The sequence below is a fragment of the Vibrio sp. 1727 genome (genome assembly GCF_033344415.1).
Taxonomy (GTDB): domain Bacteria; phylum Pseudomonadota; class Gammaproteobacteria; order Enterobacterales; family Vibrionaceae; genus Vibrio; species Vibrio alginolyticus.
On sequence record NZ_JAWPOT010000013.1, the window covers coordinates 74,255 to 97,169 of the forward strand.

The 22,915-nt window shown below is 44.7% G+C and carries 23 protein-coding genes; 8 read left to right on the forward strand and 15 right to left on the reverse strand.

What is annotated here, in order from left to right:
* Positions 1 to 37 precede the first annotated feature (37 nt).
* The 3 genes from R8O10_RS13660 to R8O10_RS13670 all read right to left on the reverse strand — a co-directional run bounded on the left by R8O10_RS13660 (position 38) and on the right by R8O10_RS13670 (position 2,243).
* Complete coding sequence (locus tag R8O10_RS13660) at positions 38 to 1,624, reverse strand: AbgT family transporter (protein ID WP_318191475.1); 1,587 nt, start codon at positions 1,622 to 1,624, stop codon at positions 38 to 40.
* Between the two features lie 229 nt (positions 1,625 to 1,853).
* Positions 1,854 to 1,979: a type B 50S ribosomal protein L36 gene (gene ykgO / locus R8O10_RS13665; protein ID WP_005380299.1), complete on the reverse strand. Its 126-nt coding sequence runs from the start codon at positions 1,977 to 1,979 to the stop codon at positions 1,854 to 1,856.
* A gap of 3 nt (positions 1,980 to 1,982) precedes the next feature.
* Entirely contained in the window at positions 1,983 to 2,243 is a 261-nt protein-coding gene (locus R8O10_RS13670; protein ID WP_005380295.1) for a type B 50S ribosomal protein L31, read from the reverse strand.
* A gap of 123 nt (positions 2,244 to 2,366) precedes the next feature.
* Here R8O10_RS13670 and tsaA point away from each other — a divergent pair, with 123 nt between their 5' ends.
* The 5 genes from tsaA (at position 2,367) to R8O10_RS13695 (ending at position 6,246) form a co-directional block, all read left to right on the forward strand.
* Entirely contained in the window at positions 2,367 to 3,062 is a 696-nt protein-coding gene (gene tsaA, locus R8O10_RS13675) for a tRNA (N6-threonylcarbamoyladenosine(37)-N6)-methyltransferase TrmO (RefSeq protein WP_005380294.1), read from the forward strand.
* 111 nt (positions 3,063 to 3,173) lie between these two features.
* Positions 3,174 to 4,889, forward strand: coding sequence for a proline--tRNA ligase (locus tag R8O10_RS13680; protein ID WP_005380292.1), 1,716 nt, complete (start codon positions 3,174 to 3,176; stop codon positions 4,887 to 4,889).
* 179 nt (positions 4,890 to 5,068) lie between these two features.
* Positions 5,069 to 5,737 carry a tellurite resistance TerB family protein gene (locus R8O10_RS13685; protein WP_318191476.1) on the forward strand — a complete coding sequence of 223 codons (669 nt, stop codon included), beginning with the start codon at positions 5,069 to 5,071 and terminating at the stop codon, positions 5,735 to 5,737.
* 111 nt (positions 5,738 to 5,848) lie between these two features.
* Positions 5,849 to 6,055, forward strand: a complete 207-nt coding sequence (locus R8O10_RS13690) for a YaeP family protein (protein ID WP_005391765.1) — start codon at positions 5,849 to 5,851, stop codon at positions 6,053 to 6,055.
* On the forward strand, positions 6,055 to 6,246 hold the full coding sequence (locus R8O10_RS13695) for a DUF4250 domain-containing protein (protein ID WP_005380289.1): 192 nt from the start codon (positions 6,055 to 6,057) through the stop codon (positions 6,244 to 6,246). Before R8O10_RS13690 ends, R8O10_RS13695 begins: the two co-directional genes overlap by 1 nt.
* A 104-nt stretch (positions 6,247 to 6,350) precedes the next feature.
* On the opposite strand, the gene R8O10_RS13700 is transcribed toward R8O10_RS13695, so the two are convergent.
* Positions 6,351 to 7,715: a sodium-dependent transporter gene (locus R8O10_RS13700; protein ID WP_033905531.1), complete on the reverse strand. Its 1,365-nt coding sequence runs from the start codon at positions 7,713 to 7,715 to the stop codon at positions 6,351 to 6,353.
* A gap of 378 nt (positions 7,716 to 8,093) precedes the next feature.
* On the opposite strand from R8O10_RS13700, the gene R8O10_RS13705 reads away from it, so the two are divergent.
* The gene (locus R8O10_RS13705) at positions 8,094 to 10,640 is read left to right on the forward strand and encodes an Ig-like domain-containing protein (protein ID WP_238952089.1); all 2,547 of its coding nucleotides are present in this window, start codon (positions 8,094 to 8,096) and stop codon (positions 10,638 to 10,640) included.
* A 136-nt stretch (positions 10,641 to 10,776) separates the two neighbouring features.
* Here R8O10_RS13705 and R8O10_RS13710 read toward each other — a convergent pair whose 3' ends face one another.
* Complete coding sequence (locus R8O10_RS13710; protein ID WP_053306726.1) at positions 10,777 to 11,520, reverse strand: YggN family protein; 744 nt, start codon at positions 11,518 to 11,520, stop codon at positions 10,777 to 10,779.
* A gap of 61 nt (positions 11,521 to 11,581) precedes the next feature.
* Positions 11,582 to 12,061 carry a GreA/GreB family elongation factor gene (locus R8O10_RS13715; RefSeq protein ID WP_318191477.1) on the reverse strand — a complete coding sequence of 160 codons (480 nt, stop codon included), beginning with the start codon at positions 12,059 to 12,061 and terminating at the stop codon, positions 11,582 to 11,584.
* A gap of 76 nt (positions 12,062 to 12,137) precedes the next feature.
* On the opposite strand from R8O10_RS13715, the gene R8O10_RS13720 reads away from it, so the two are divergent.
* Complete coding sequence (locus tag R8O10_RS13720; protein WP_318191478.1) at positions 12,138 to 14,063, forward strand: RecQ family ATP-dependent DNA helicase; 1,926 nt, start codon at positions 12,138 to 12,140, stop codon at positions 14,061 to 14,063.
* Here R8O10_RS13720 and dinB read toward each other — a convergent pair.
* Together dinB and R8O10_RS13730 are read right to left on the reverse strand one after the other, a co-directional pair.
* Positions 14,060 to 15,124 carry a DNA polymerase IV gene (gene dinB / locus R8O10_RS13725; RefSeq protein WP_025998728.1) on the reverse strand — a complete coding sequence of 355 codons (1,065 nt, stop codon included), beginning with the start codon at positions 15,122 to 15,124 and terminating at the stop codon, positions 14,060 to 14,062. The genes R8O10_RS13720 and dinB overlap by 4 nt on opposite strands.
* A gap of 76 nt (positions 15,125 to 15,200) precedes the next feature.
* On the reverse strand, positions 15,201 to 15,434 hold the full coding sequence (locus R8O10_RS13730; RefSeq protein ID WP_005380277.1) for a DUF2789 domain-containing protein: 234 nt from the start codon (positions 15,432 to 15,434) through the stop codon (positions 15,201 to 15,203).
* A gap of 187 nt (positions 15,435 to 15,621) precedes the next feature.
* On the opposite strand from R8O10_RS13730, the gene R8O10_RS13735 reads away from it, so the two are divergent.
* Positions 15,622 to 16,839, forward strand: coding sequence for a response regulator (locus R8O10_RS13735; RefSeq protein ID WP_005380276.1), 1,218 nt, complete (start codon positions 15,622 to 15,624; stop codon positions 16,837 to 16,839).
* A gap of 158 nt (positions 16,840 to 16,997) precedes the next feature.
* On the opposite strand, the gene nqrM is transcribed toward R8O10_RS13735, so the two are convergent.
* The 7 genes from nqrM to R8O10_RS13770 all read right to left on the reverse strand — a co-directional run bounded on the left by nqrM (position 16,998) and on the right by R8O10_RS13770 (position 22,913).
* Complete coding sequence (nqrM, locus tag R8O10_RS13740) at positions 16,998 to 17,231, reverse strand: (Na+)-NQR maturation NqrM (protein ID WP_005380273.1); 234 nt, start codon at positions 17,229 to 17,231, stop codon at positions 16,998 to 17,000.
* Positions 17,232 to 17,253: 22 nt separating this feature from the next.
* Positions 17,254 to 18,258 carry an FAD:protein FMN transferase gene (locus R8O10_RS13745; protein ID WP_005380272.1) on the reverse strand — a complete coding sequence of 335 codons (1,005 nt, stop codon included), beginning with the start codon at positions 18,256 to 18,258 and terminating at the stop codon, positions 17,254 to 17,256.
* Positions 18,259 to 18,415: 157 nt separating this feature from the next.
* The gene (nqrF, locus tag R8O10_RS13750) at positions 18,416 to 19,639 is read right to left on the reverse strand and encodes an NADH:ubiquinone reductase (Na(+)-transporting) subunit F (RefSeq protein WP_005380271.1); all 1,224 of its coding nucleotides are present in this window, start codon (positions 19,637 to 19,639) and stop codon (positions 18,416 to 18,418) included.
* Between the two features lie 33 nt (positions 19,640 to 19,672).
* Positions 19,673 to 20,269, reverse strand: a complete 597-nt coding sequence (gene nqrE, locus R8O10_RS13755) for an NADH:ubiquinone reductase (Na(+)-transporting) subunit E (RefSeq protein WP_005380270.1) — start codon at positions 20,267 to 20,269, stop codon at positions 19,673 to 19,675.
* 7 nt (positions 20,270 to 20,276) lie between these two features.
* Positions 20,277 to 20,909, reverse strand: coding sequence for an NADH:ubiquinone reductase (Na(+)-transporting) subunit D (locus R8O10_RS13760; protein WP_005380269.1), 633 nt, complete (start codon positions 20,907 to 20,909; stop codon positions 20,277 to 20,279).
* Positions 20,909 to 21,679 carry a Na(+)-translocating NADH-quinone reductase subunit C gene (locus R8O10_RS13765; protein ID WP_005380267.1) on the reverse strand — a complete coding sequence of 257 codons (771 nt, stop codon included), beginning with the start codon at positions 21,677 to 21,679 and terminating at the stop codon, positions 20,909 to 20,911. Before R8O10_RS13765 ends, R8O10_RS13760 begins: the two co-directional genes overlap by 1 nt.
* The gene (locus R8O10_RS13770; protein WP_005380265.1) at positions 21,669 to 22,913 is read right to left on the reverse strand and encodes an NADH:ubiquinone reductase (Na(+)-transporting) subunit B; all 1,245 of its coding nucleotides are present in this window, start codon (positions 22,911 to 22,913) and stop codon (positions 21,669 to 21,671) included. Before R8O10_RS13770 ends, R8O10_RS13765 begins: the two co-directional genes overlap by 11 nt.
* Positions 22,914 to 22,915: the final 2 nt, after the last annotated feature.

The following is a 22,915-nucleotide window of genomic DNA, read 5'->3' on the forward strand; positions in this document are numbered from 1 at the left end:
GGCTTTTTATAATGGAGCTGTGTGAGGTAACCGTTTTCTACGGTGTATAGTATGTTGCTGCGCCAGGGCCTACTGGTAAACCAAATACGAATACCCATAGGTAGAACAGCACACTCCAACCTACAATGAAGCAGATTGAGTAAGGTAGCATGGTCGCGATCAGCGTACCGATACCTAAGTTCTTCATGTAACGAGTCGCTACGGCAAGAATCAAACCAAAGTAGCTCATCATTGGAGTAATGATGTTTGTCGTCGAGTCACCAATTCGGTAAGCAGCCTGAATCGTTTCCGGTGCATAACCAACAAGCATCAACATAGGAACAAAAATCGGAGCCGTTACTGCCCACTGTGCCGATGCCGAACCAATCATTAGGTTGATAAAGCCACACATCAGGATGAAGGCAAAGAACAACATTGGACCAGTTAAGCCAATTTCTTGCAGGAAGCTAGCGCCAGCAACCGCGAATACCTGACCGAAGTTAGTCCATTTAAAGAAAGCAACGAACTGAGCCGCAAAGAAAACTAATACAATGTACATGCCCATAGAAGACATAGATTTCGCCATTGCATCAATTACATCGCGATCCGTCTTCATCGTGCCAACAACTTTACCAAACACAAAGCCTGGAATAGCAAAGAACACAAAGATGAATGCCACGATACTTTTCAGGAATGGTGAACCTGCAATTGTACCTGCATCAGAACGTAGAATGCCGTCTTCTGGAACAACCGTCCAAGCAAGCAGCGCTGAAACAACCAGTACAGCAACACCTGCTAGTTTTAGGCCTTTCTTCTCAATGTCTGTTAAGCCACCCATTTTGTCGTTCGACAAATCTTCTGATGCTTCTTCTTCACTGTATTTGCCAAGCTTTGGCTCAACAATTTTTTCAGTAACAAACGCACCTGTGATTGCAATGAAGAATGTCGACACAAACATGAAGTACCAGTTAACTTCTGGACCAACAGTGTAAGTTGGGTCAATCATTTGCGCCGCCGTTTCAGTAATGCCTGACAACAGCGGGTCAACCGTACCAATAAGTAGGTTTGCTGAGTAACCACCAGATACACCAGCGAACGCCGCAGCAAGACCGGCAAGTGGATGACGACCTAAAGAATGGAACAGCATTGCAGCCAGTGGAATAAGTACCACATAGCCAAGCTCTGATGCCGTATTTGAAATGATACCCGCGAAAACGACCGTCACTGTTACCATGCGTTGAGATGCACCGATGACTAAGCCACGCATTGCTGCAGATAGCAAGCCTGAGTATTCAGCAATAGCAACACCCAACATCGCAACCAATACCGTACCCAAAGGTGCAAAGCCGACAAAGTTTTTCACTAGATTGGTAACGATTAGTTCAAGGCCATCAGCGTTAAGCAAGCTAACGACATGAATCATGCCATCCGCGGCACGACCTTTTGCACCCTCAGGACGAGGATCAACTACGGAAACTTCGAAGTATCCTGCAATACCCGACATCACCAGAATGGCTAAACAGAAAATGGCAAATAGTGTGATCGGGTGGGGTAATAAGTTCCCCAAATATTCGACAGTATCCAAAAAGCGCGTAAACAGCGGCTTCTTAGGCGAGTTTTGTTTAATTGAATCAGATGAACTCATCTGTTCCCTCCTTGTTTTTATTCCTATGCAAATGTGACAAAAATGTCAAAAAGCGTGCGAAGGGTACTTGAGTAGAAGGTCAAATAAAAGCCCTAAATGTTACAAACTGTGACGAACGGAGGCATTTATAACCAACATTGAATAAAAATGTAGATATTTCATCCATGTAAGATAATTAACTCAACATTATCAATTAAACAAAACCATAAGTTAGATATATGCAGGTTGATTACTTTTGCACAGCTTTGAATCTCGGGTTCGTTTTACAAATGACATAAAGACGCCCTCTCCGTTTTACAATCTGGCAATCCGGATGACGACTTTTTGCACTTTTTAATGATTTTACTACCTTCATGATTTATTCCTTTTCGCTCTTAAATTGACCAAAACGACGGTTGAAGTTCGCAATGCGACCTTCGGTTTGTACAACGCGCTGTTTACCGGTGTAGTACGGGTGAGAAGCTGACGACACATCTAACGTAAAGTAAGGGTAAGTTTTGCCATCTTTCCATTCGATGGTTCTCTCCGTTTTCAACGTAGAACCAACGACAAAGTACTTATCTACACTGGTGTCGTGGAACACCACAGGACGATATTCAGGGTGGATTCCTGGTTTCATAATACTTTTCCTTTCAATTAAATTGTTATGTTATAACATTTTAATTAATAATCATTATCAAAAAGAAAAGCAAGAGAAATTTGTGATACTTTTCATCTCAATGAATTCTTAAAGATGTCCACCATGTATTCCATCGAACCCATCGGCGTCATTGAGACACCGTACAAAGAAAAGTTTGCAGTTCCGCGCCAACCACGCTTAGTACCAGAGGCTAAAGCACGCGTAAAACTGTTAGGTGCAGCAAATAGCCCTGAAGCAGTGCGTGGGCTAGAACAGTTCTCTCACGTTTGGTTGTTGTTTCTATTTGATCAGAATCTGGAAGCTGGTTGGAAACCAACTGTACGTCCGCCACGATTAGGCGGCAATGAACGAATTGGTGTCTTTGCCTCGCGCTCGACTTTCCGTCCAAACGGAATCGGAATGTCAGCCGTTGAAGTGAAAGGAGTCACTAAGCAAGGCGATCAAATCTATCTTGATTTAGGCAGTGTAGATCTCGTGGATGGGACACCGATTGTGGATATTAAGCCTTATATTCCCTATTCGGATTCTATTTCGGAAGCACAAGGCGGATACGCAGACCAAGAACCAGAAAAGTCACAAGTCACCTTTTCTGCTCAAGCATTAGCAACGATAGAAAATCGATCCGATACTGACTATGTAAGATCAGTCATTGAACAAGTTCTGGCACAAGATCCTCGCCCTGCATATAAGAAAAACAAGCCGGACGACAAAGAATATGCGGTAAATTTGTTCGACTTGAACGTAAAGTTCACAGCAACAAGCAACTTAATAACGGTTACCGCTATTGAAAGCTTTTGACAAACGCAATTGGCTGATATTATAGACGGCTAACAAATTTCCCTTTAGGGAACTCCCATACTCCTGCTTATTCAAGCTTGAGTATCTAACTTAAATAAACGGATAAATTTAATGCGTACCAGTAATTATCTTCTTTCTACTCTGAAGGAGACTCCAAACGACGCAGAAGTAGTGAGCCACCAGCTCATGCTACGTGCAGGTATGATCCGTAAGCTGGCTTCAGGTTTATACACCTGGCTACCTACTGGTCTACGTGTACTGCGTAAAGTCGAAAACATCGTTCGTCAAGAAATCGACAATGCAGGCGCAGTCGAAACTTTGATGCCCGTTGTTCAGCCGTTTGAACTATGGGAAGAGACAGGCCGCAGCGAAAAGATGGGTCCTGAGCTACTTCGCTTTACTGACCGTCATGTTCGTCCGTTTGTACTTAGCCCAACCGCTGAAGAAGTGATCACTAGCCTTGTTCGCAATGAAGTGAGCTCTTACAAACAGCTTCCGCTAAACCTGTACCAAATCCAAACTAAATTCCGTGACGAACGACGCCCACGTTTTGGCGTAATGCGTTCACGTGAATTCTCAATGATGGATGCGTACAGCTTTGACATTGATAAAGACGGACTACAAAAGTCATACGACGCAATGCATGATGCTTACTGTAAAGCATTCGATCGCATGGGTCTGGATTACCGTCCTGTACTTGCAGATAGCGGTGCTATCGGTGGTAGCGGCTCTCAAGAGTTCCACGTACTGGCTGAAAGCGGCGAAGATATCATCGCATTTTCTAGCGAGTCAGATTACGCGGCAAACATTGAAAAAGCAGAAGCACTAGCTCCAGCCTCTGAGGCTGCGGCACCAACACAAGAAATGACGTTGGTTGATACGCCAAACGCGAAAACAATCGCTGAATTGGTTGAGCAGTTCGAACTACCAATTGAAAAAACAGTGAAAACACTGTTTGTGAAAGCATCTGACGAAGTTGATGCGCCAATCATCGCGCTTATTATTCGTGGTGATCATGAACTGAACGAAGTGAAAGCAGAAAACCTTCCTCAGGTTGCAGCTCCACTGGAAATGGCATCTGAAGAAGAAATTCGTGCGCTTATCGGTGCAGGCCCTGGTTCACTAGGCCCTGTTGGCCTTAAACTGCCGTTCATTGTTGACCGCAGCGTTGCGGTAATGAGCGACTTCGGTGCGGGCGCGAACATCGATGGCAAACACTACTTCGGTATTAACTGGGGTCGTGATGTAGAGCTTGGCCAAGTTGAAGACCTACGTAACGTTGTGGAAGGTGACCCAAGCCCATGTGGCAAGGGCATTATCCAGCTTAAGCGTGGTATCGAAGTTGGCCATATCTTCCAACTAGGTAACGCTTACTCCGCAGCGATGAACTGTGGTGTACTGGGTCCTGATGGTAAGAACGTCATCCTAGAAATGGGTTGTTACGGTATCGGTATCACTCGCGTAGTAGCGGCTGCTATTGAACAAAACCACGACAAATACGGCATCATCTGGCCAGATGCAATCGCACCATTCCAGGTAGCGATCGTTCCAATGAACATGCACAAGTCAGAAGAAGTGAAAGAAGCCGCTGAGAAATTGTACGCTGAGCTAACGGCAATGGGCATCGAAGTGCTATTTGACGACCGAAAAGAACGCCCAGGCGTAATGTTCTCTGACATGGAGCTTATTGGTGTACCGCATACCATTATTATCGGTGACCGCTCAATGAAAGAAGGCAACTTCGAATACAAGAACCGTGCTACTGGTGAGAAAACAGCAGTCGCAATGACTGACATTGTTGAGCACGTAAAAGCTCAACTAAAGTAAGCACTCGACGAGTTCGCATTTGAAGTAGTTTCAAATAGTTAAAAAGGGTTGGCTTCGGTCAGCCCTTTTTTATTACAGCTCAACGCCCTCCCTCGACCTTTTTCGAACTATTCACTTTGTTAATCTTTGGTTCAGCTTCTTGCTATTAAACTGATTTCATCATCTAAAGGAGGTCAGTTATGGATTTAAAAAGTCTTCTAAACCAAGCACTCAAATCAGACTTACTTAAGCAAGGTGCAGATGCATTGGGCAAACAAACCAACAACATCAAATCCTCATCAAATTCAAGTAGCCTAAAAACGCTAGGAGCAGGTGCTGTAGGCGGAGGCCTCATCGGTATGCTGATGGGCTCAAAGAAAAGTAAAAAAATGACTAAAAAAATAGGGTCAAGCGCATTAAAAGTCGGTGGCGCAGATGCGCTTGGAGCCTTGGCCTACAAAGTGTATAACGACTGGCAAGCCAAGCAATCCGGTCAAGGTGTTCAAGAAACCTTTGACCCCGATGACAGTAAACACAGTGTCTTAATTTTAAAAGCAATGATTGGAGCTGCAAAAGCTGATGGTCACGTTGATGAAGAGGAAATGGCTCGCATTGAACAAGCTCTCGCGGATATGGGCGCAGATGAGCACGTTCGTCACCTCGTTCAGCAAGAGTTAAACAAACCGCTTGATCCTGCTGAAATTGCTAATCAGGCGACCTCTCCTCAACAAGCGTCAGAAATTTACCTGGCGTCTTTGATCGTCGCTGATGAACAAAACTTTATGGAAAAAGCGTATCTGCAAGAACTAGCAAAACAACTTCAACTTTCGCCAGAAGTCACTCAGCAGTTAGAAGCACAAATGCAGTGATTAAATCTCGCTCAAGCAAACCTTCAACTTGAGCCAAAACAACTCTGTACTTTGAGTTTCAAATCCGCTGTGTGTATATTGAGATAAGTTATCATTTAGTGGAAAGAAAACATGCAAGTATACGGCTGTTGTGAACTGGTTCGTGAGCTTTATGCTCAGATTGGTAGTGGCGATCAAGCTTATATTCCCCAAGCAATTTCATGTGCAGTTAAAGCACTGAACGATGTTGCAGCGGATGAGTCCCTGCCTAAAGAAGTGCGTGAAAAAGCGGCATTTGCTGCGGCAAACCTACTGATTTCAGATTTTGAGGATAAGTAATGAATCTAGCGAACTTTGAATCCATGGATCCTGTCATGCTGATGAGCATTGTGAATATGAAGCTACGCGACGACTTCGGTGGTGACTTAGATAAACTGGTGGCTTTCTTCGATATCGAACGCACAGCACTGGAGACAAAACTGGCTTCTGCTGGTTTTGACTTTCTTCCAGAAGCAGGACAATTCCGTTAATCAACACCATTCTTGGCGGATAACCGAAACGAGAATAACCAATATGAAAAAGGGCTTGATGAGTTACCATCAAGCCCTTTTCTTTTATTCGATAGGCGTCTCGGTTAGCCAAATGAAGCCCAGATGACTGTCGCCACAAGAATTGGACATACAAACTTCACATACGCAGGCCATAACTTACCAAACCAACCTTGCGTAAACTCCGGGCAACCTTGCTCAAGCTCTTTGATTTTTGAGTTGCGATTCCATACCCAACCACCAAATAAGCAGAATAAGAGCGCAGCGGTTGGTTGTAGATACTGAGTAGCAACCGTCGCGACCATACCAAATAGAGCACCAAAATTATAAACAATCACCACACTGAACAAAGCAATGAGACCACCTAAAACCCAGCTCGTTGCGCTGCGCTTAGTATTGAAGCGCTCACTCACTAAAGCCACTGGACACTCTAACATTGAAATGGAAGACGTTAGCGCCGCAATCGTCAGCAATAAGAAGAACACAATAGAGAATAATTGACCAAGCAAACCTAAACTATCAAACATTAGTGGCAATACCGTAAACACTAACGTATCTGAGCTTAAGAGAGAGCCATCTTCTGCATAGATTTGAACGCCCTTTTGCATTGCTACAAACATCGCTGGCATCACCACTAACCCTGCAATGAAAGCAACGGCAGTATCTACCATGGTCACGTTCATCGCCATCTTTGGTAGGTTTTCTTTCTTACTCAAGTAAGATCCGTAAATCAACATTGAGCAGCCACCGATCGTAAGCGAGAAGAAGCCCTGTCCCATTGCGGCAAGAATCAACTTGCGGTCCCATACCTTTTCAAAATCCGGCACTAGGTAATGTTTCAGACCTTCCATCGCACCGTTTTGCGTCATGATGTAAGCAAATAGCAGAGCAAACAGAACAAACAATGCTGGCATCAAACGTGTGGACCACTTCTCAATACCTTGTTTTACGCCACCTTGTACGATGAGAATCGTCAGTACATAAAAAGTAATGGTTCCGAACAAGTTACGTTCAACACTAAAGCCCTTTAGCCATTGAGTTGCAGCTTCTAACCCCATTAGATCTGTGATTGCACCCAGTAAAAAGCAGATCAACCAACCACCAACAATTGAATAAAACGCTAAGACAGCGCTTGGTACGCTTAAACCAATCCAACCCACAATGCCGCCGAGTTTTTTACCGGTAGGGTTATCTGTGATTGCACGCATACTGTCTACAGGGTTGGCTTGACCATGGCGACCAATCGCCATTTCAACCACCAGCATCGGAAATGCGACGATAAGAATCATCACCAAATAAACTAACAGGAAAGCACCGCCACCATTACTGGCTGCTTGAGTTGGGAAGCCCCAAATATTGCCAAGGCCAACTGCGGCACCTGCGGCAGCTAAGATGAACCCGAGACGAGAGCCAAAATGCTCGCGAGGCTGAGAAGAGGTTTGCTGTGTCATACTACTCACACAAAAAAATCATTGAACTAGCTAACTAGTACACTATAGCAATATTCACTATTCAACAAGAGCACCTCGGTTAAATCCTCGACAGTTGAAACAATTTGTAGTCATTCAGCTTGTAAATTTTAACGTACATCTCATATTCATCGCTCAAAAGCCTCGCGACTGTTGTTCGTTTTACGTGGCTGAATTTTACCAATCCTTCTGCCGTGAAGTGAGCCGAAAAATAATGAGCTCTGGTGTAAGGGACGAACTGTTCCTCGTGATACTGTGTCGAAAAGCAGAATATTGTGCTTCGCTTTTTCCCCCTAATGTCTATTTATCAGCTAGTTATTACTCTGTTCTCATTTATACCCATGATTCAAGGAGAGGAAAATGAAGGTCACCCTACTTCACGGAGCGATGGTTGTAGCACTCAGCGCCAGCTACCAAGCTCAAGCCTATAACTGTCAAAGTCTACCCGACTGGGACAGCACTGCGACTTATACATCGGGCGCTTTAGTAAAAACGCAAGGAGCCGCTTATGAGGCTGCATATTGGACGCAAGGCAATGACCCCGTGACCAACTCAGGATCTTGGGAAGCATGGAAAGCGTTAGGGCAATGTGATGGTGGAAGCAACAATTTATCACCAACGGTGTCGTTCTCCTCTCCAATAAACAACGCACAAATTCCCGAAGGCAGTGCGATCACTTTGTTAGCCAACGCAGCTGACGAAGATGGCCAAATCACACAAATTGAGTTTGTTGCAGGCAACCAAACCGTTGCTGTGGTAACTCAAGCACCATTCGAAGCTTCTTGGACAGCTATTGAAGGGATCTCGCAATTGACCGCAATTGCGACAGATAATGAGGGAGCTGTTAGCACCACGACGATTTCTATCCAAGTTCAACCACAAGTCGAATTACCACCACCAAGCATTTCATTGACAAGCCCAGTAGGCACAGAAGTGCTTAATGTAGGCGATAACCTAACCGTAGCCGCTCAAGCTGACGATATTGATGGTGTGGTCACACAAGTTGAGTTCTTCGTAAACAATCAATCTGTCGCCATTGATACTAGCGCACCTTACGAATATCAATGGACCGCTAGTCCAGGTACATACTCGTTCAAAGCACAAGCGACTGATGATACAAACCTCGCAACGATGAGCCAAGAAGTAGCGCTGGTTATTAGTAATTCAGAAACCGGAACGGGCGGATGTGCAGATGCAGTACCTTATGTGGCAGGCACAAGTTATCAAGCTGGCGACCTGATTTCTCACTTCAACCAAAAATATCGTTGTGATGTTGCTGGTTGGTGCTCCTCGGATGCGACATGGGCTTACGAGCCTGGTGAAGGGCTATACTGGCAAGATGCTTGGAGTGGCCTAGGTGCTTGTTCGACACCACCGCAAGTTACCATTACGGCACCAACGGATGGACAAGTCGTGCTCGCTGGCAGCAATAACGAAATCACGGCAAACGCAAGCGATGCTGATGGCACAGTCACGCAAGTTGAGTTTTTTGCGAACAACACCAGCTTAGGGGTCACCACTCAAGCGCCATATTCCGTTACTTGGAACGCCACACTTATTGGCGCTAACCAGCTTAAAGCCGTCGCAACCGATAATGATAACAACACGTCAGAGTCCCTGGTTGGTGTGGAAGTCAGCGATAAAGATTTGGTCGTCTCTCTGACTTCACCAAGCAGCGGTCAAACCGTCGGATTAGGCAAAAGTCTCGCATTAAGCGCCGATGCAACGTCTTTAACTTCAGGCATTAAACACGTTGATTTCATGATCAACGGCTCTATTGTTGCAACCGATACCACAGCACCTTACACAGCCAACTGGACACCAACTGCACTTGGTAACTTTACAGTTAGCGCCCAAGCTGTGGATTTGTCAGGAAGCAATGCACTGTCTGACGCCGCAGCAATAACGGTGGTTGAGCAAGTAGAGAAACGCCATAAACTCATCGGTTACTGGCACAATTTTGTAAATGGTGCGGGCTGTCCAATTCGTCTAGCAGATATGGCAGATGCTTGGGATGTGATTGATATTGCCTTTGCTGAAAATGATCGCAACAGTGATGGCACCGTGCACTTTAATCTATATTCAGGCGATATTTACAGCGATTGTCCAGCACTCGATCCAACACAATTCAAGCAGGACATGGCAGCGCTTCAAGCTAAAGGTAAGAAGTTTGTTCTCTCTCTTGGCGGCGCAGAAGGCACGATTACGCTGAATACCGACCAAGATGAAGCCAACTTTGTCTCTAGCCTAACAGGTCTTATCGCTGAGTGGGGCTTTGATGGTCTAGATGTGGATTTAGAGAGTGGTTCTAACTTAGTTCATGGCTCGCAAATTCAAGCTCGCCTTGGTCGTGCTTTGCTTCAAATAGAGCAAAACATGGGTGGAGATATGTACCTAACCATGGCGCCTGAGCACCCTTATGTTCAAGGTGGTTATGTGGCTTACAGCGGTATTTGGGGGGCGTACATCCCTGTGATTAACGAGACACGCAGCACGCTCGACTTGCTTCACGTCCAGTTATATAACAACGGCGGTTTGCCAAACCCATACCTGCCAGGCAGTGCACCAGAAGGCTCTGTGGATATGATGGTAGCGCAATCTAAAATGCTTATCGAAGGTTTTGAGTTGGCCGACGGCACTCAATTTGCACCATTGCGCGATGATCAAGTCGCAATCGGTTTACCTTCAGGTCCTAGCTCGGCAAATTCAGGGCAGGCTCCAACACAGAATATTATCAACGCACTAGATTGTTTAACCAAAGGCACTTCATGTGGCACCGTTAAACCAGCGTACCATTACCCGAATTATGCAGGAGTAATGACATGGTCTATCAACTGGGATCAGCATGATGGCTTTAACTTCTCAAAACCTGTCGGCGATAAACTCACCGAGATGAATGCGCAATAAGCTATCAAAGAATAAGCGAGCAAAACGCAAATATCGTCTTGTTTCCATTACTTATTCAAGTATGTAAAAACGAAAAGAGAGCACAATCGCGCTCTCTTTCTTTATCTCATTGAGTTTTTTACTTTTTAATGAGTAATTAAATCGTAAATACTCGGTAATCTTTTAGCTCAGGGATTTTCTTCAACAGATCGTCTTCTTGCCCTGCCATGTCATCCAGCGAATCGCACAAGTCTTCTGCTTGTTGTTCTACCTCTTTCGAATGCTCGGCTAAACGCTCTTCTACTTTCGCGCTGAGTTCAGCCATACTCTCCGATAATGCAGTGAGGTTTATCCCTCCCTCTTCCTTCATTTTTTTCGATAAAGCATCCAACGAACTGGCTAAAAACTCTTTATTGAAGATCTCTTGTGCTTTTGCAAAGTCTTTAGTCCACCCTTGTGTCATAGACTCAAAACTCTCCGCCGGCAGGATGAAATCACCATCTTTGTAGTAACGTGATTCAACATCAGCGAAAAAGTCCTTTACTGCGACTTTTACATTATCAAACGCACCAGGTGCATCGAGGCTTTCCGCAACATCATCAATAATATCATTCGCAAGCGCTAAACCATCACTCGCCAATTGCTTTGCTTGTGGAATATACGCGTTCATTTTTTCGCGATAGTCTTCAATTGCCGCTTTCTGGTCAGAATTGAGTTCAATTAGCTCACCTTTGATGAAGAGGTTGTTATCCTCATCCACGACAGCTTTATCACCTGTCGTTTGGCGAATTTCCAAGCTTTGCCCATCCATACGGACTTCATTATTGATGTCCACACGACACTGCGCTGCATAACCAGTAGCACTGACCATCAGCAATGAGAGTGTAAAAAGCTTTTTCATGTCATTCTCTTTTATTTAACATTACTCGTGTTAAACATAACACTGAGTGATACATGAGATGTCAGCAAATCGTCACGACTTCGTAACAAGTTGTTTTATCTCCTATTTTTACGTCAACCTCATCACCTTCTTCTTTTCCGAACAACGCTCGACCCAGAGGAGATTTAGCTGTTAAGACAAAGACTTCCTGAGCCTGATATTGAACAGTCAAACCACCAGAGCAAGGGCCTACAAAGAAGTGCTTTTCAAGCAAATTCTCATCTGCGAGAACAACGTAAGCACCAACACCAACAGGCGCATTCTTAAAGTCGCGAGTCACTAAAGAACGATATTGACGCAATTCCTCTTCACTATCTTGGATTCGCATGGCTTGTCCATGAGCAAGATACGCGGCTTCAAGTGCCAATGTATCGTACTTGTGCTCGGGAACAGTTTCTTCATCTGTCGCGGCATCGATCGCTCGCTGAGCCGATGCATGGGAAACTTGAAGTTTTTCTTCCAGATGTTGGATGATAATTTGGACTAAGTCGGCTTTGTTCATACTTTTAGGACGCGCGTTTAGTATTCGGGGTGTGTTAATGTAGCCAAGTTTACCATCAAAGAAAGGTTTCCCTATTATGCAAAGTGACTCGCTGCATCAAACACTTCAATCTGTATTTGGTTTTGACTCATTACGCCAAGGTCAGCAACCCGTTATTGAAGCCGTTATGAATGGTTACTCTGCTGCGGCAATCTTTCCTACAGGCTCGGGGAAGTCACTCTGTTATCAACTACCTGCAACCATATTACCCAACCTTACGTTGGTGATCTCTCCGTTGTTGGCGTTAATGAAGGATCAACTGAGCTTTTTACAAAGTAAAGGAATCGCGGCCGCTTCTATCGATAGCAGTCAAAGTAGAGAAGAAGCACAACAGGTCATGGCTGGCGTGAAGAATGGACAAATCAAAATCTTGATGATTTCTGTTGAGCGACTAAAAAATGAGCGTTTTCGTGAATTCATTCGCCAAGTACCGATTTCTTTGATGGTCATTGATGAAGCGCACTGTATTTCCGAATGGGGGCATAACTTTCGTCCAGATTATCTCAAACTACCGCAATATCAACGTGAACTGAACATCCCACAGTCTTTACTTCTCACCGCAACGGCAACGCCTGCAGTTATTGAAGACATGCAAAAAAAGTTCGATATTGCCAGTGAACATATTACCGTTACAGGCTTCTACCGCTCTAATCTGGATATCTCGGTGATCCCGTGTGAGGAAACAAAGAAACAAGAACAGCTCAGTGAGATCATCGCCTCTTCACCTAAGCTTCCGACCATCGTATACGTGACGCAGCAGCAAACAGCAGAACGAGTAGCAAAGTCATTAATCCATATTGGCATTAACGCTCACGCATACCACGCTGGCATGAAAAGCGACGTTCGTGAACAAATCCAACAGCAGTTCATGGATGGCCAAATTGACTGTATTGTTGCAACGATTGCATTTGGTATGGGGGTCGATAAATCTGATATTCGACGCGTCATTCACTTCGACTTACCCAAATCAATCGAGAACTACGCACAAGAGATTGGACGTGCAGGCAGGGACGGGCAACGCTCTGAGTGCATTCTGCTAGGCAATACGTCCGGCTTAACGGTGTTGGAGAATTTTGTCTATGGTGACACACCAGAATTTACGTCAATTAACTATGTAGTCGAGCAAGCGAAAGAACATGCTCCACAATGGGAGGTAGTGCCACTGCGTTTGTCGCGTGAAAGTAATATCCGCCAATTGCCACTCAAAACCTTGTTGGTTTATTTGGAGCTACATAACCTCATTGAAGCAAAGTACAGTTACTTTGCGGAATATCGGTTTAAGTTTTTGCACGATCAGCAGTTTATTGTGAATCAATTTCAAGGCGAGCGACGTCAATTTGTGGAGGCTATTTTTTCCTGCTCACAAAAAGCCAAAGTGTGGTGCCAAGTTGATCTAGAAGCGCTATGGATGAACTATCAATCGGAACGCAGCCGAGTTGTCGCAGCGCTCGACTATTTTCACCAGAACGGCTGGATAGAACTAGAGAGCAAACAACTGACGGACGTGTACTCAGTTATGCCAACCAAACAGAGCTCGGATGTTTTAATCCAACAACTGTCTGAACTGTTCCAATCCAAAGAAAGCAAAGATATCGAAAGAATCCACACCATGCTGCACTTGTTCCAGTCCGAGCACTGTTTGAGCTCACAATTGGCGAACTACTTTGCGGATCACGATGCACCAAAGCAATGTGGTCACTGCTCCGTGTGTCGTGGTCACGTCGCCACATTCACAGCACCAGAACCTGAAGATATTGAACAATCTCAAGTATCGATATGGGCGCAGGAGTTTATTCAGCTTTCCCCATCGGCCATCAGTAATGATTCCGTTGCTCGCTTCTTGTGCGGAATCAGCACTCCTTTGATTAGCCAGCTAAAAGCCTCAAAGCTAGCAGGTTATGGTGCAATGGCAAACGTAAGTTTTGAGCAGGTATTAACGCAGGTAGAAACGGTAAGGGCCTAAAAAAAGCTCAATTGACGCGCTTGGTCTTCGGGCTTGAGCATCACGTTCAAGCCTAAAAGGCGAATTTCCCGTCCATTTTGGCGTTTAAGAATATCTCTTAGCAAGATCTTGAAGTCCTCAAGCTCTAATTGCGGATGGATGTGCTCAATTGTTGTCAGTTGAAAATCGGCAAATTTGACTTTAATACCTTGTTTAATAATCGACTTATCTGGGCTTGCACGCTCTAAACGTTTCTCGAGTTCAGGATAAAGTTTCTCCTCAATCACTTGCCAACATTCACCATAGGTTGCGATGTTCTGGCTGAATGTCCTTTCCACACCGACGGACTTTCTCTCGCGCTCAACAACGACTTCTCGATTATCAATTCCATGGCTTCGCTGCCATAAGGAGGCACCCTGACGACCAAACTGCCTCAACAACTCTCGATAGTCACTGTTTTTAATGTCCTCACATCGATAAAAACCGGCTTGGTGGAGCTTCTCAAGACTCACCTTCCCCACGCCAGGAATATTCTCTAACGGAAGACTATCGATAACCTCTTGGACTTTCTCTGGCGGAATCACAAACTGACCGTTGGGCTTGTTCATGTCTGACGCGACCTTGGCAAGAAACTTAATCGGAGCAATGCCCGCCGATGCCGTCAACCCAAGTTCACTCCAGATATCACGGCGAATTGACTCTGCGATCAACGTTGCGGAGCCACGGCAAGCTGTCGAGTCCGTGACATCGAGGTATGCTTCATCCAATGAGAGAGGTTCAATGATAGGCGTATAACGCTCAAAAATAGCACGAATCTGCTGAGAGACTTGCTTGTATACATGCATTCTACCGGGCACAACCAACAAATGAGGACAGAGTTGCAGCGCGCGCGCCGTTGACATTGCACTGCGAACACCATATTTACGCGCATCATAATTACAGGTGCTAATCACTCCACGCTGCTTTTCATGTCCGCCAACAGCGAGTGCAATGCCACGGTAACTGGGGTTATCTCTCATCTCTACGGCAGCATAAAAACAATCCATATCGACATGAATAATTTTTCTAATTCGATCTGACATAGCTATCAAGGTACTGTTCAAAAAAACAGTATAAATCAAATCTACCTGAAGAGAAATGGGCGTGTTTAAGCGAACGTCAATCTCGAAGCATTACGTCCAGTTGATCGACCAATTCGGCCCAATCTGCATCTTCTTCGATGGCTTGTTTTAGAAAGTTCGCCTGTGACATCGTCCAAAAGCTAGCTTCATGTAAAGGCGCAGAATCTCTTTTGTGTCGATGTTGATTAATAAAATCTTTCATTTCTTGAGGAGAGCTACCGAGGCCCAGTTGTTGAAATAGCTCAGCCATACCATGTTGATGCATTTCCATACTACTTTCTCCCTACGTTAGCTAAACATAATTATATAACTAAGACAGGAATAATGATGTGATGTTAACGGATGCGTGTCAAACATTTGGGTAGTTGTTCTACTTTTGGTTGACATGTGTTTTTTGATGGCGATAAGTTTAATTTTAGTTATCATTGATTTTAAACAATTAATTTTGGGGACTGCGCTTGAGTAATAAGATTCTGGTTGTTGAAGATAGTCGTGCGTTTAAAAACTTTCTTTGCCAAACAATAAGCCAAGCTGGTTATGAGGTCATCGCAGCAGAAAGCTACGCGGAGGCAAAGAACTTGTTATCTTCAGCACAGGACCTCTTCTGTGCGGTTTTAGACTATTGTTTACCGGATGCTCAAGATGGCGAGATTATTGACCTCGTTTTGGAACATGGTCATCGTGTCATTGTTTTAACGGCTCGATTTCAAGAAGACACTCGCGAAAAGATGCTCGCAAAAGGTGTCCTCGACTATATTTTGAAAGACAGCATGGCGTCCGTTTCCTATCTATTACCACTCCTCAAGCGACTAACCAACAATCAACAACACAAATGTTTAGTCGTTGATGATTCACACACCGTAAGAAGACACATTGCCCAACTTTTGGAGCATCAATACATTCAAACGTTGGAAGCTGACAATGGGCAAAAAGCCCTAGAGCTTGTCGAGCAAAATCCAGATATCACTCTCGTTTTAACCGACCATGACATGCCCGTTAAAGATGGCATTACGATGGTGCGAGAATTACGTCGGAAGTGGGATAAAAATCAATTAGCCATTCTCGGCTTGTCGGGTAGTAACTCTAAGACAATGACGGCTAGGTTTCTAAAAGCAGGGGCCAATGACTTTTTATACAAGCCATTTAATCAAGAAGAATTTTTTTGCCGTATTCACCAACTGTTAGATATCAAAGACGCAACATCTGAACTGTTTAAAATGGCAAATCAAGATGCGCTAACGGGCTTATGGAACCGCCGCTTTCTGTTTGAGCAACCCCATGTAGAAAACGCTCAAAGAAACATCGCGATGCTTGATATCGATTTCTTTAAGCAAGTAAATGATACACACGGACATGAGGGTGGCGATGCTGTGTTAGTCATGATAGCGAATATTCTAAAAATCTATTTTCCAAATGATATTGTCGCTAGGCTTGGTGGCGAGGAGTTTTGTATTCAAGCCAGTGGCGACTATGACGGCTTTCTAACACGCTTAGAACAAATGAGACAGCGCATAGAAAAAACGCCAATAACTTATTTGGACAAAAACATTCTTGTGACCGCGAGTATTGGTGTAAGCAACATCGAGGGGGAGCTGGAACAACAAATAAAAGTGGCGGATGAGCGACTTTACATGGCCAAAGAGAACGGACGTAACCAAATCATTTCTTCGTCCTAATGACTATCAGTGTGGTCTTGCTCTGTAACATGAGAGAAAGAAACAACAAAACACGGTATTGGGCTCTTTCTCGGACATCTGAGCTTTGGTTAGCTGCCTAAAAATAAAGCTCAGCAGAACGCTGAGCTTTATCACTTTCTTAGTACGATTAACCAATACTAAGCAATTCTATCTTTTTCCCACGCCGCCAATTTCTCAGCACGCGCAGCCTCGCGCGCTTCACGTTTTTTACGCGCATCGCAGGGTTCTGGACAATTACACACTTTTTCGATGCCAACTGCCCCTAAGCCACCACAGCTACCTTTCACGACTTTCTTTTGGAAAATGTATCCGACAGCCATTGCAGTGATTACCGCGACAAACACAGCAAAGGTAATTAGAAATGTATTCATAAAAACATGCTCACTTCTGTTGTTATTTCTTCATGAATGGCTTGTATGCTTCCGAAGCCAACTCTTTAAAACCATCTTCCGTTTTCACAATCATGAAAACAGGAATATTATTTTCGTTCGCAATTGCCATGCCTTTGTCTTCACCTAGCACCATAAGACCAGTTGCAAGACCATCAGCAGTCATCGACGATTTATCTAATACCGTTACAGACACCACTTTATGATGAATTGGTTTGCCTGTTCGTGGATTAATAATATGAGAGTATCTCACACCATTACTCTCAAAGTAATTACGATAGTCACCACTTGTTGCAATTGCCATGTCGCCTGGTTCAATAATTTCTTGAATTGAACGTTCATCAACGGTCGGTTTTTCAATTGCGATACGCCAAGGCACACCTTCACGATTGACACCTTTGAGACGCATTTCACCGCCAACTTCGACCATAAAGTTCTGTACCCCTTCAGATTGAAGGTAGTCAGCAACCACGTCAACCCCCCAACCTTTCGCAATCGTCGATAGGTCGACGTACAAGTTAGGAAGGTCTTTGGACAGTGTATTACCATCAACAGATAGGTGGTGAATACCGGTATTTGCTTTGCGAGCAGCGAGTTCTTCATCGGTTGGAACTACATCTGGACGAGCTTCTGGACCAAACCCCCACAGGTTAACTAGAGGGCCGACCGTCACATCCAATGCACCTAAAGTAAGACCGTTAAGGCGAATTGCTTCTTTCACTACCGTTGCTGTTTGTGTCGAAACTGTAAATGGCTCGCTCGTTTGATGCTGATTAAAACGACTTAACTCTGAGTCGTCACGATAGGTCGACATTTGGTCATTAACCTCTTCCAATAAGCGATCAATTTCTGTCTGCATCGCTTTTGGCGTTGGAATACCATCTTGCTCGATATACTTGATGTTGTAAGAAGTCCCCATGGTAGGGCCACTTAAATGAATTTGATCTGCAGGCTGCTCACAGCCAGCCAAAATCAATAGAGAAGCGAATGCAACAAGCCACTTTTTCACTTGTTAACTCCCAATGTTGTTGAATTGATATGGGAAATAGGACCAATCCTTTCAATCCGATTACCTATATCAACTGTTGAGTATCAGTTTTATGTCTATAAAAAACAATGGCTAGCTCTCTTGGAGAGCTAGCCATAGATTCAATCACTTGGAGGAATTAACCACCGAAGTCATCTAGTAGGATGTTTTCATCCTCTACACCTAGATCTTTTAGCATGCCGATTACAGCTGCGTTCATCATAGGTGGACCACACATGTAGTATTCACAGTCTTCTGGCGCTTCGTGATCACGTAGGTAGTTCTCGTAAAGAACGTTGTGAATAAAGCCAGTGTAACCATCCCAGTTATCTTCTGGAAGTGGATCAGACAGTGCACAGTGCCATACGAAGTTGTCATTCTCAGCTTGTAGCATATCGAAATCTTCTACGTAGAACATTTCACGCTTAGAACGTGCGCCATACCAGAAAGACATCTTACGCTTAGAGTGCAGACGCTTAAGTTGGTCGAAGATGTGTGAGCGCATTGGAGCCATACCAGCACCACCACCAACGAATACCATTTCTGCATCTGTATCTTTCGCAAAGAACTCACCAAATGGACCAGAAATAGTACACTTGTCGCCTTCTTTTAGAGACCAGATGTACGAAGACATGATGCCTGGTGGTACGTCTGGGTTGTTCGGCGGCGGAGTTGCGATACGAACGTTAAGCATGATGATACCGTGCTCTTCTGGGTAGTTAGCCATAGAGTATGCACGAATGGTCTCTTCATTAACTTTAGACTCGTAACGGAAAAGGTTGAACTTCTCCCAGTCTTCACGGTATTCCTCAGGAATATCGTAGTCTGCGTATTTCACGTGGTGAGCAGGAGCTTCAATCTGGATGTAACCACCAGCACGGAAAGGTACTGACTCGCCATCTGGAATTTGTAGCTTAAGCTCTTTGATGAATGTCGCTTTGTTATCGTTAGAGATAACAGTACATTCCCACTTCTTAACGCCGAAGATTTCTTCAGGAAGCTCGATATCCATGTCAGTTTTCATTGCAACCTGACACGCTAGACGCTCACCTTCACGCGCTTCACCTTTAGTAATATGGTCAAGCTCGGTTGGTAGGATGTCGCCACCACCTGATTTAACTTTTACGCGACACTGACCACATGAGCCACCGCCACCACAAGCAGAAGATACGAATACGCCAGCACCTGCTAGAGCACTCAGTAGCTTACCACCTGGTTGTGTAACGATCGCCAGAGAAGGGTCATCGTTCACAGAAATTGTAATGTCACCTGTTGGTACAAGCTTAGACTTAGCGAAAAGAATCACTAGTACTAGTGCAAGTACGATCAGAGTAAACATCACTACACCAAGAATAATGTCCATTGACTATTCCTTAATTGTTGCGGTTTACCCGACTTACAGTTGAACACCAGAGAAAGACATAAAGCCTAACGCCATAAGACCTACAGTGATAAATGTGATACCAAGACCACGTAGACCTGGAGGTACGTCAGAGTACTTCATCTTCTCACGGATACCTGCAAGAGCAACGATTGCTAGCATCCAGCCCACACCAGAGCCGAAACCGTAAACGATCGATTCAGCAAAGTTGTAGTCACGTTGTACCATGAAAGATACACCACCAAAGATTGCACAGTTTACTGTGATCAGCGGTAGGAAGATGCCTAGCGCGTTGTACAAAGGTGGGAAGAAACGGTCTAGGACCATCTCTAGAATCTGTACAAGTGCTGCAATTACACCGATAAAGGTGATGAAGTTTAGGAAGCTAAGGTCCACGCCCTCAACTAACGCGTTCTCTCTCAGAACTAGGTTGTATACCAGGTTGTTCACAGGAACAGCGATAGTCAGAACTACCACAACTGCAACACCTAGGCCGAAAGAGGTCTTAACCTTCTTAGATACGGCAAGGAAAGTACACATACCTAGGAAGAAAGACAGAGCCATGTTTTCGATGAAAATCGATTTAACTAACAGACTAATGTAATGTTCCATGACGTCCTTACTCCTTCGCTTCTACTTGTTCTGGTTTCAGAATACGGATTACCCAGATAAGGAAGCCGATTAGGAAGAATGCTGATGGTGCTAGTAGCATTAGGCCGTTAGGCTGGTACCAACCACCGTTGCTCACTAGAGGTAGAACTTCTAGACCAAATAGTTTGCCTGAGCCAAATAGCTCGCGGAAGAAACCTACAGTGATAAGAACGAAGCCGTAACCTAGACCGTTACCAATACCGTCAATAAGAGATGGTACTGGCGCAGACTTCATTGCGAATGCTTCAGCACGACCCATTACGATACAGTTAGTGATAATCAGACCAACGAATACAGATAGCTGTTTAGAGATATCGTATAGGTAAGCTTTTAGCACTTGGTCTACCACGATTACTAACGATGCGATGATTGCCATCTGAACGATGATACGCACACTGTTAGGAATGTGGTTACGGATCAATGAAACAGAGAAGTTAGACAACGCAGTTACAAATGTTACCGCTAGTGTCATTACAAAAGCTGTTTCTAGTTTAGTTGTTACTGCAAGAGCAGAACATACACCAAGAACTTGTAGCGCGATTGGGTTGTTATCCAACACTGGCGCTAGGATGCTCTTTTTAACGTTTTGTGCACTAGACATTAGTTAAGTTCTCCGTCACGAACTTTTGCTAGGAAAGGACCAAAGCCCATATCACCTAACCAGAAGTCAAATGTGTGTTGAACACCATTACTAGTGAGCGTCGCTCCTGATAGGCCATCAACACCGTGCTCAGAACCTTGCGGTGCGCCGCCTTTCACGACCTTAATCGCTGGCTGGTGATCTTCATTGTACAATTTCTTGCCAATGAATTGATCGCGCCATGAAGGGTTCTCTACTTCACCACCAAGTCCAGGAGTTTCACCTTGCTCGTAGTAAGTAATAGCAGACACAGTGTTACCATCAGTTTCAACGGCTACAAAGGCATACATCATCGACCATAGTCCTTTACCGTGCATAGGCAGGATAACTTTTTGGACTTCATCTTGATCTTTTACAAGGTACACCACTGCTGTATTCGCGCGACGACGGATATCAGCTACGTCTTCTTCTGGTGTCAATGCGATTGAACGTTCTGCATCTTTTGATGCTTCACGTTGATCGTACGTAGATGCATTACCCTCAGTAAAGTTACCTGTTTCAAGGTCTACTAGACGAGGTTCGATGTACTCAGCAAATAGCTCTGGTACTTTCTTACCGTTTGCGTCAATGCCTGCAACTTCAACGATCTTTGATTGCTTATCTAGGACAGCGTTAGCTTTTTGCTTATCACGCAGACCTACTGCTGCTGTTGATACGATGATTGAACAAACAAGGCTCAACCCGATAACAACACCCAGCGTCTTTTTAATGCTGTCGTTATTACTTGCCATAGCGTGCTAGTCTCCGCTTGATGTTCTTCTCAATCACTACATGGTCGAACAGAGGTGCGAATAGGTTCGCGAATAGAATCGCCAGCATCATACCTTCTGGGTACGCTGGGTTAACTACACGGATCATCACACACATTGCACCAATCAGGATGCCGTACCACCATTTACCTTTGCTAGTAAATGACGCTGATACTGGGTCCGTTGCCATGAAGAACATACCGAATGCAAAACCACCTAGAACAAGGTGCCAGTGCCATGGCATATTAAACATTGGATTAGTGTCAGAACCGATCACGTTAAACAGAGTCGATACTGCGATCATACCGATCATTACACCCGCAATGATGCGCCATGAAGCGATTCGCATGTAAACGATCATCGCTGCACCGATCATTAGAGCTAGAGTCGATACTTCACCAATTGAACCAGGGATGTTACCGATGAACGCGTCCATCCAAGTGATAGGAGCGCCAGTTACTGTGTTAACTAGAGCACCGTTACCACCTTGAGCCCATTGGCTAAGAGCAGTTGCACCAGAGAAGCCGTCAGCTGCAGTCCATACTACGTCACCCGAAATTTGCGCTGGGTAAGCGAAGAATAGAAATGCACGACCTGCAAGTGCAGGGTTAAGGAAGTTACGACCTGTACCACCGAAGATCTCTTTTGCTACAACAACACCAAATGTGATACCTAGTGCCGCTTGCCATAGAGGTAGCGTTGGTGGAACGATAAGTGCGAATAAGATAGAAGTTACAAAGAAACCTTCGTTAACTTCGTGTTTACGCACCATACAGAACAACACTTCCCAGAAGCCACCAACAATAAATACTGTTGCGTAGATTGGCAGGAAGTAAGTCGCACCTAGTAGCATCTTACTGCCAACACCCGCTTCCGCACCGATAGTGCCGCCAAGCATTTCTGTTAGCCAGTAGTGCCAGTTACCTGCGATAACTGTCGCTAGTTGGTCACCAGCGTACATGTGGTTAAGTGCTGCAATAGCTTGGCCACCTGCGTTGTACATACCCCAGAACATTGCTGGGAATACCGCAAACCAAACCATGATCATGATACGTTTTAGGTCAACGCTATCACGAACGTGCGAGCTTTTATTTGTTACGATACCTGGCGTGTAAAAAACTGTTGCTACAGCTTCGTACAGGGCAAACCATTTTTCGTGTTTGCCACCAGGCTCAAAATGATGCTCGATGTCTTCAAGAAACTTTTTAAGAGCCATGA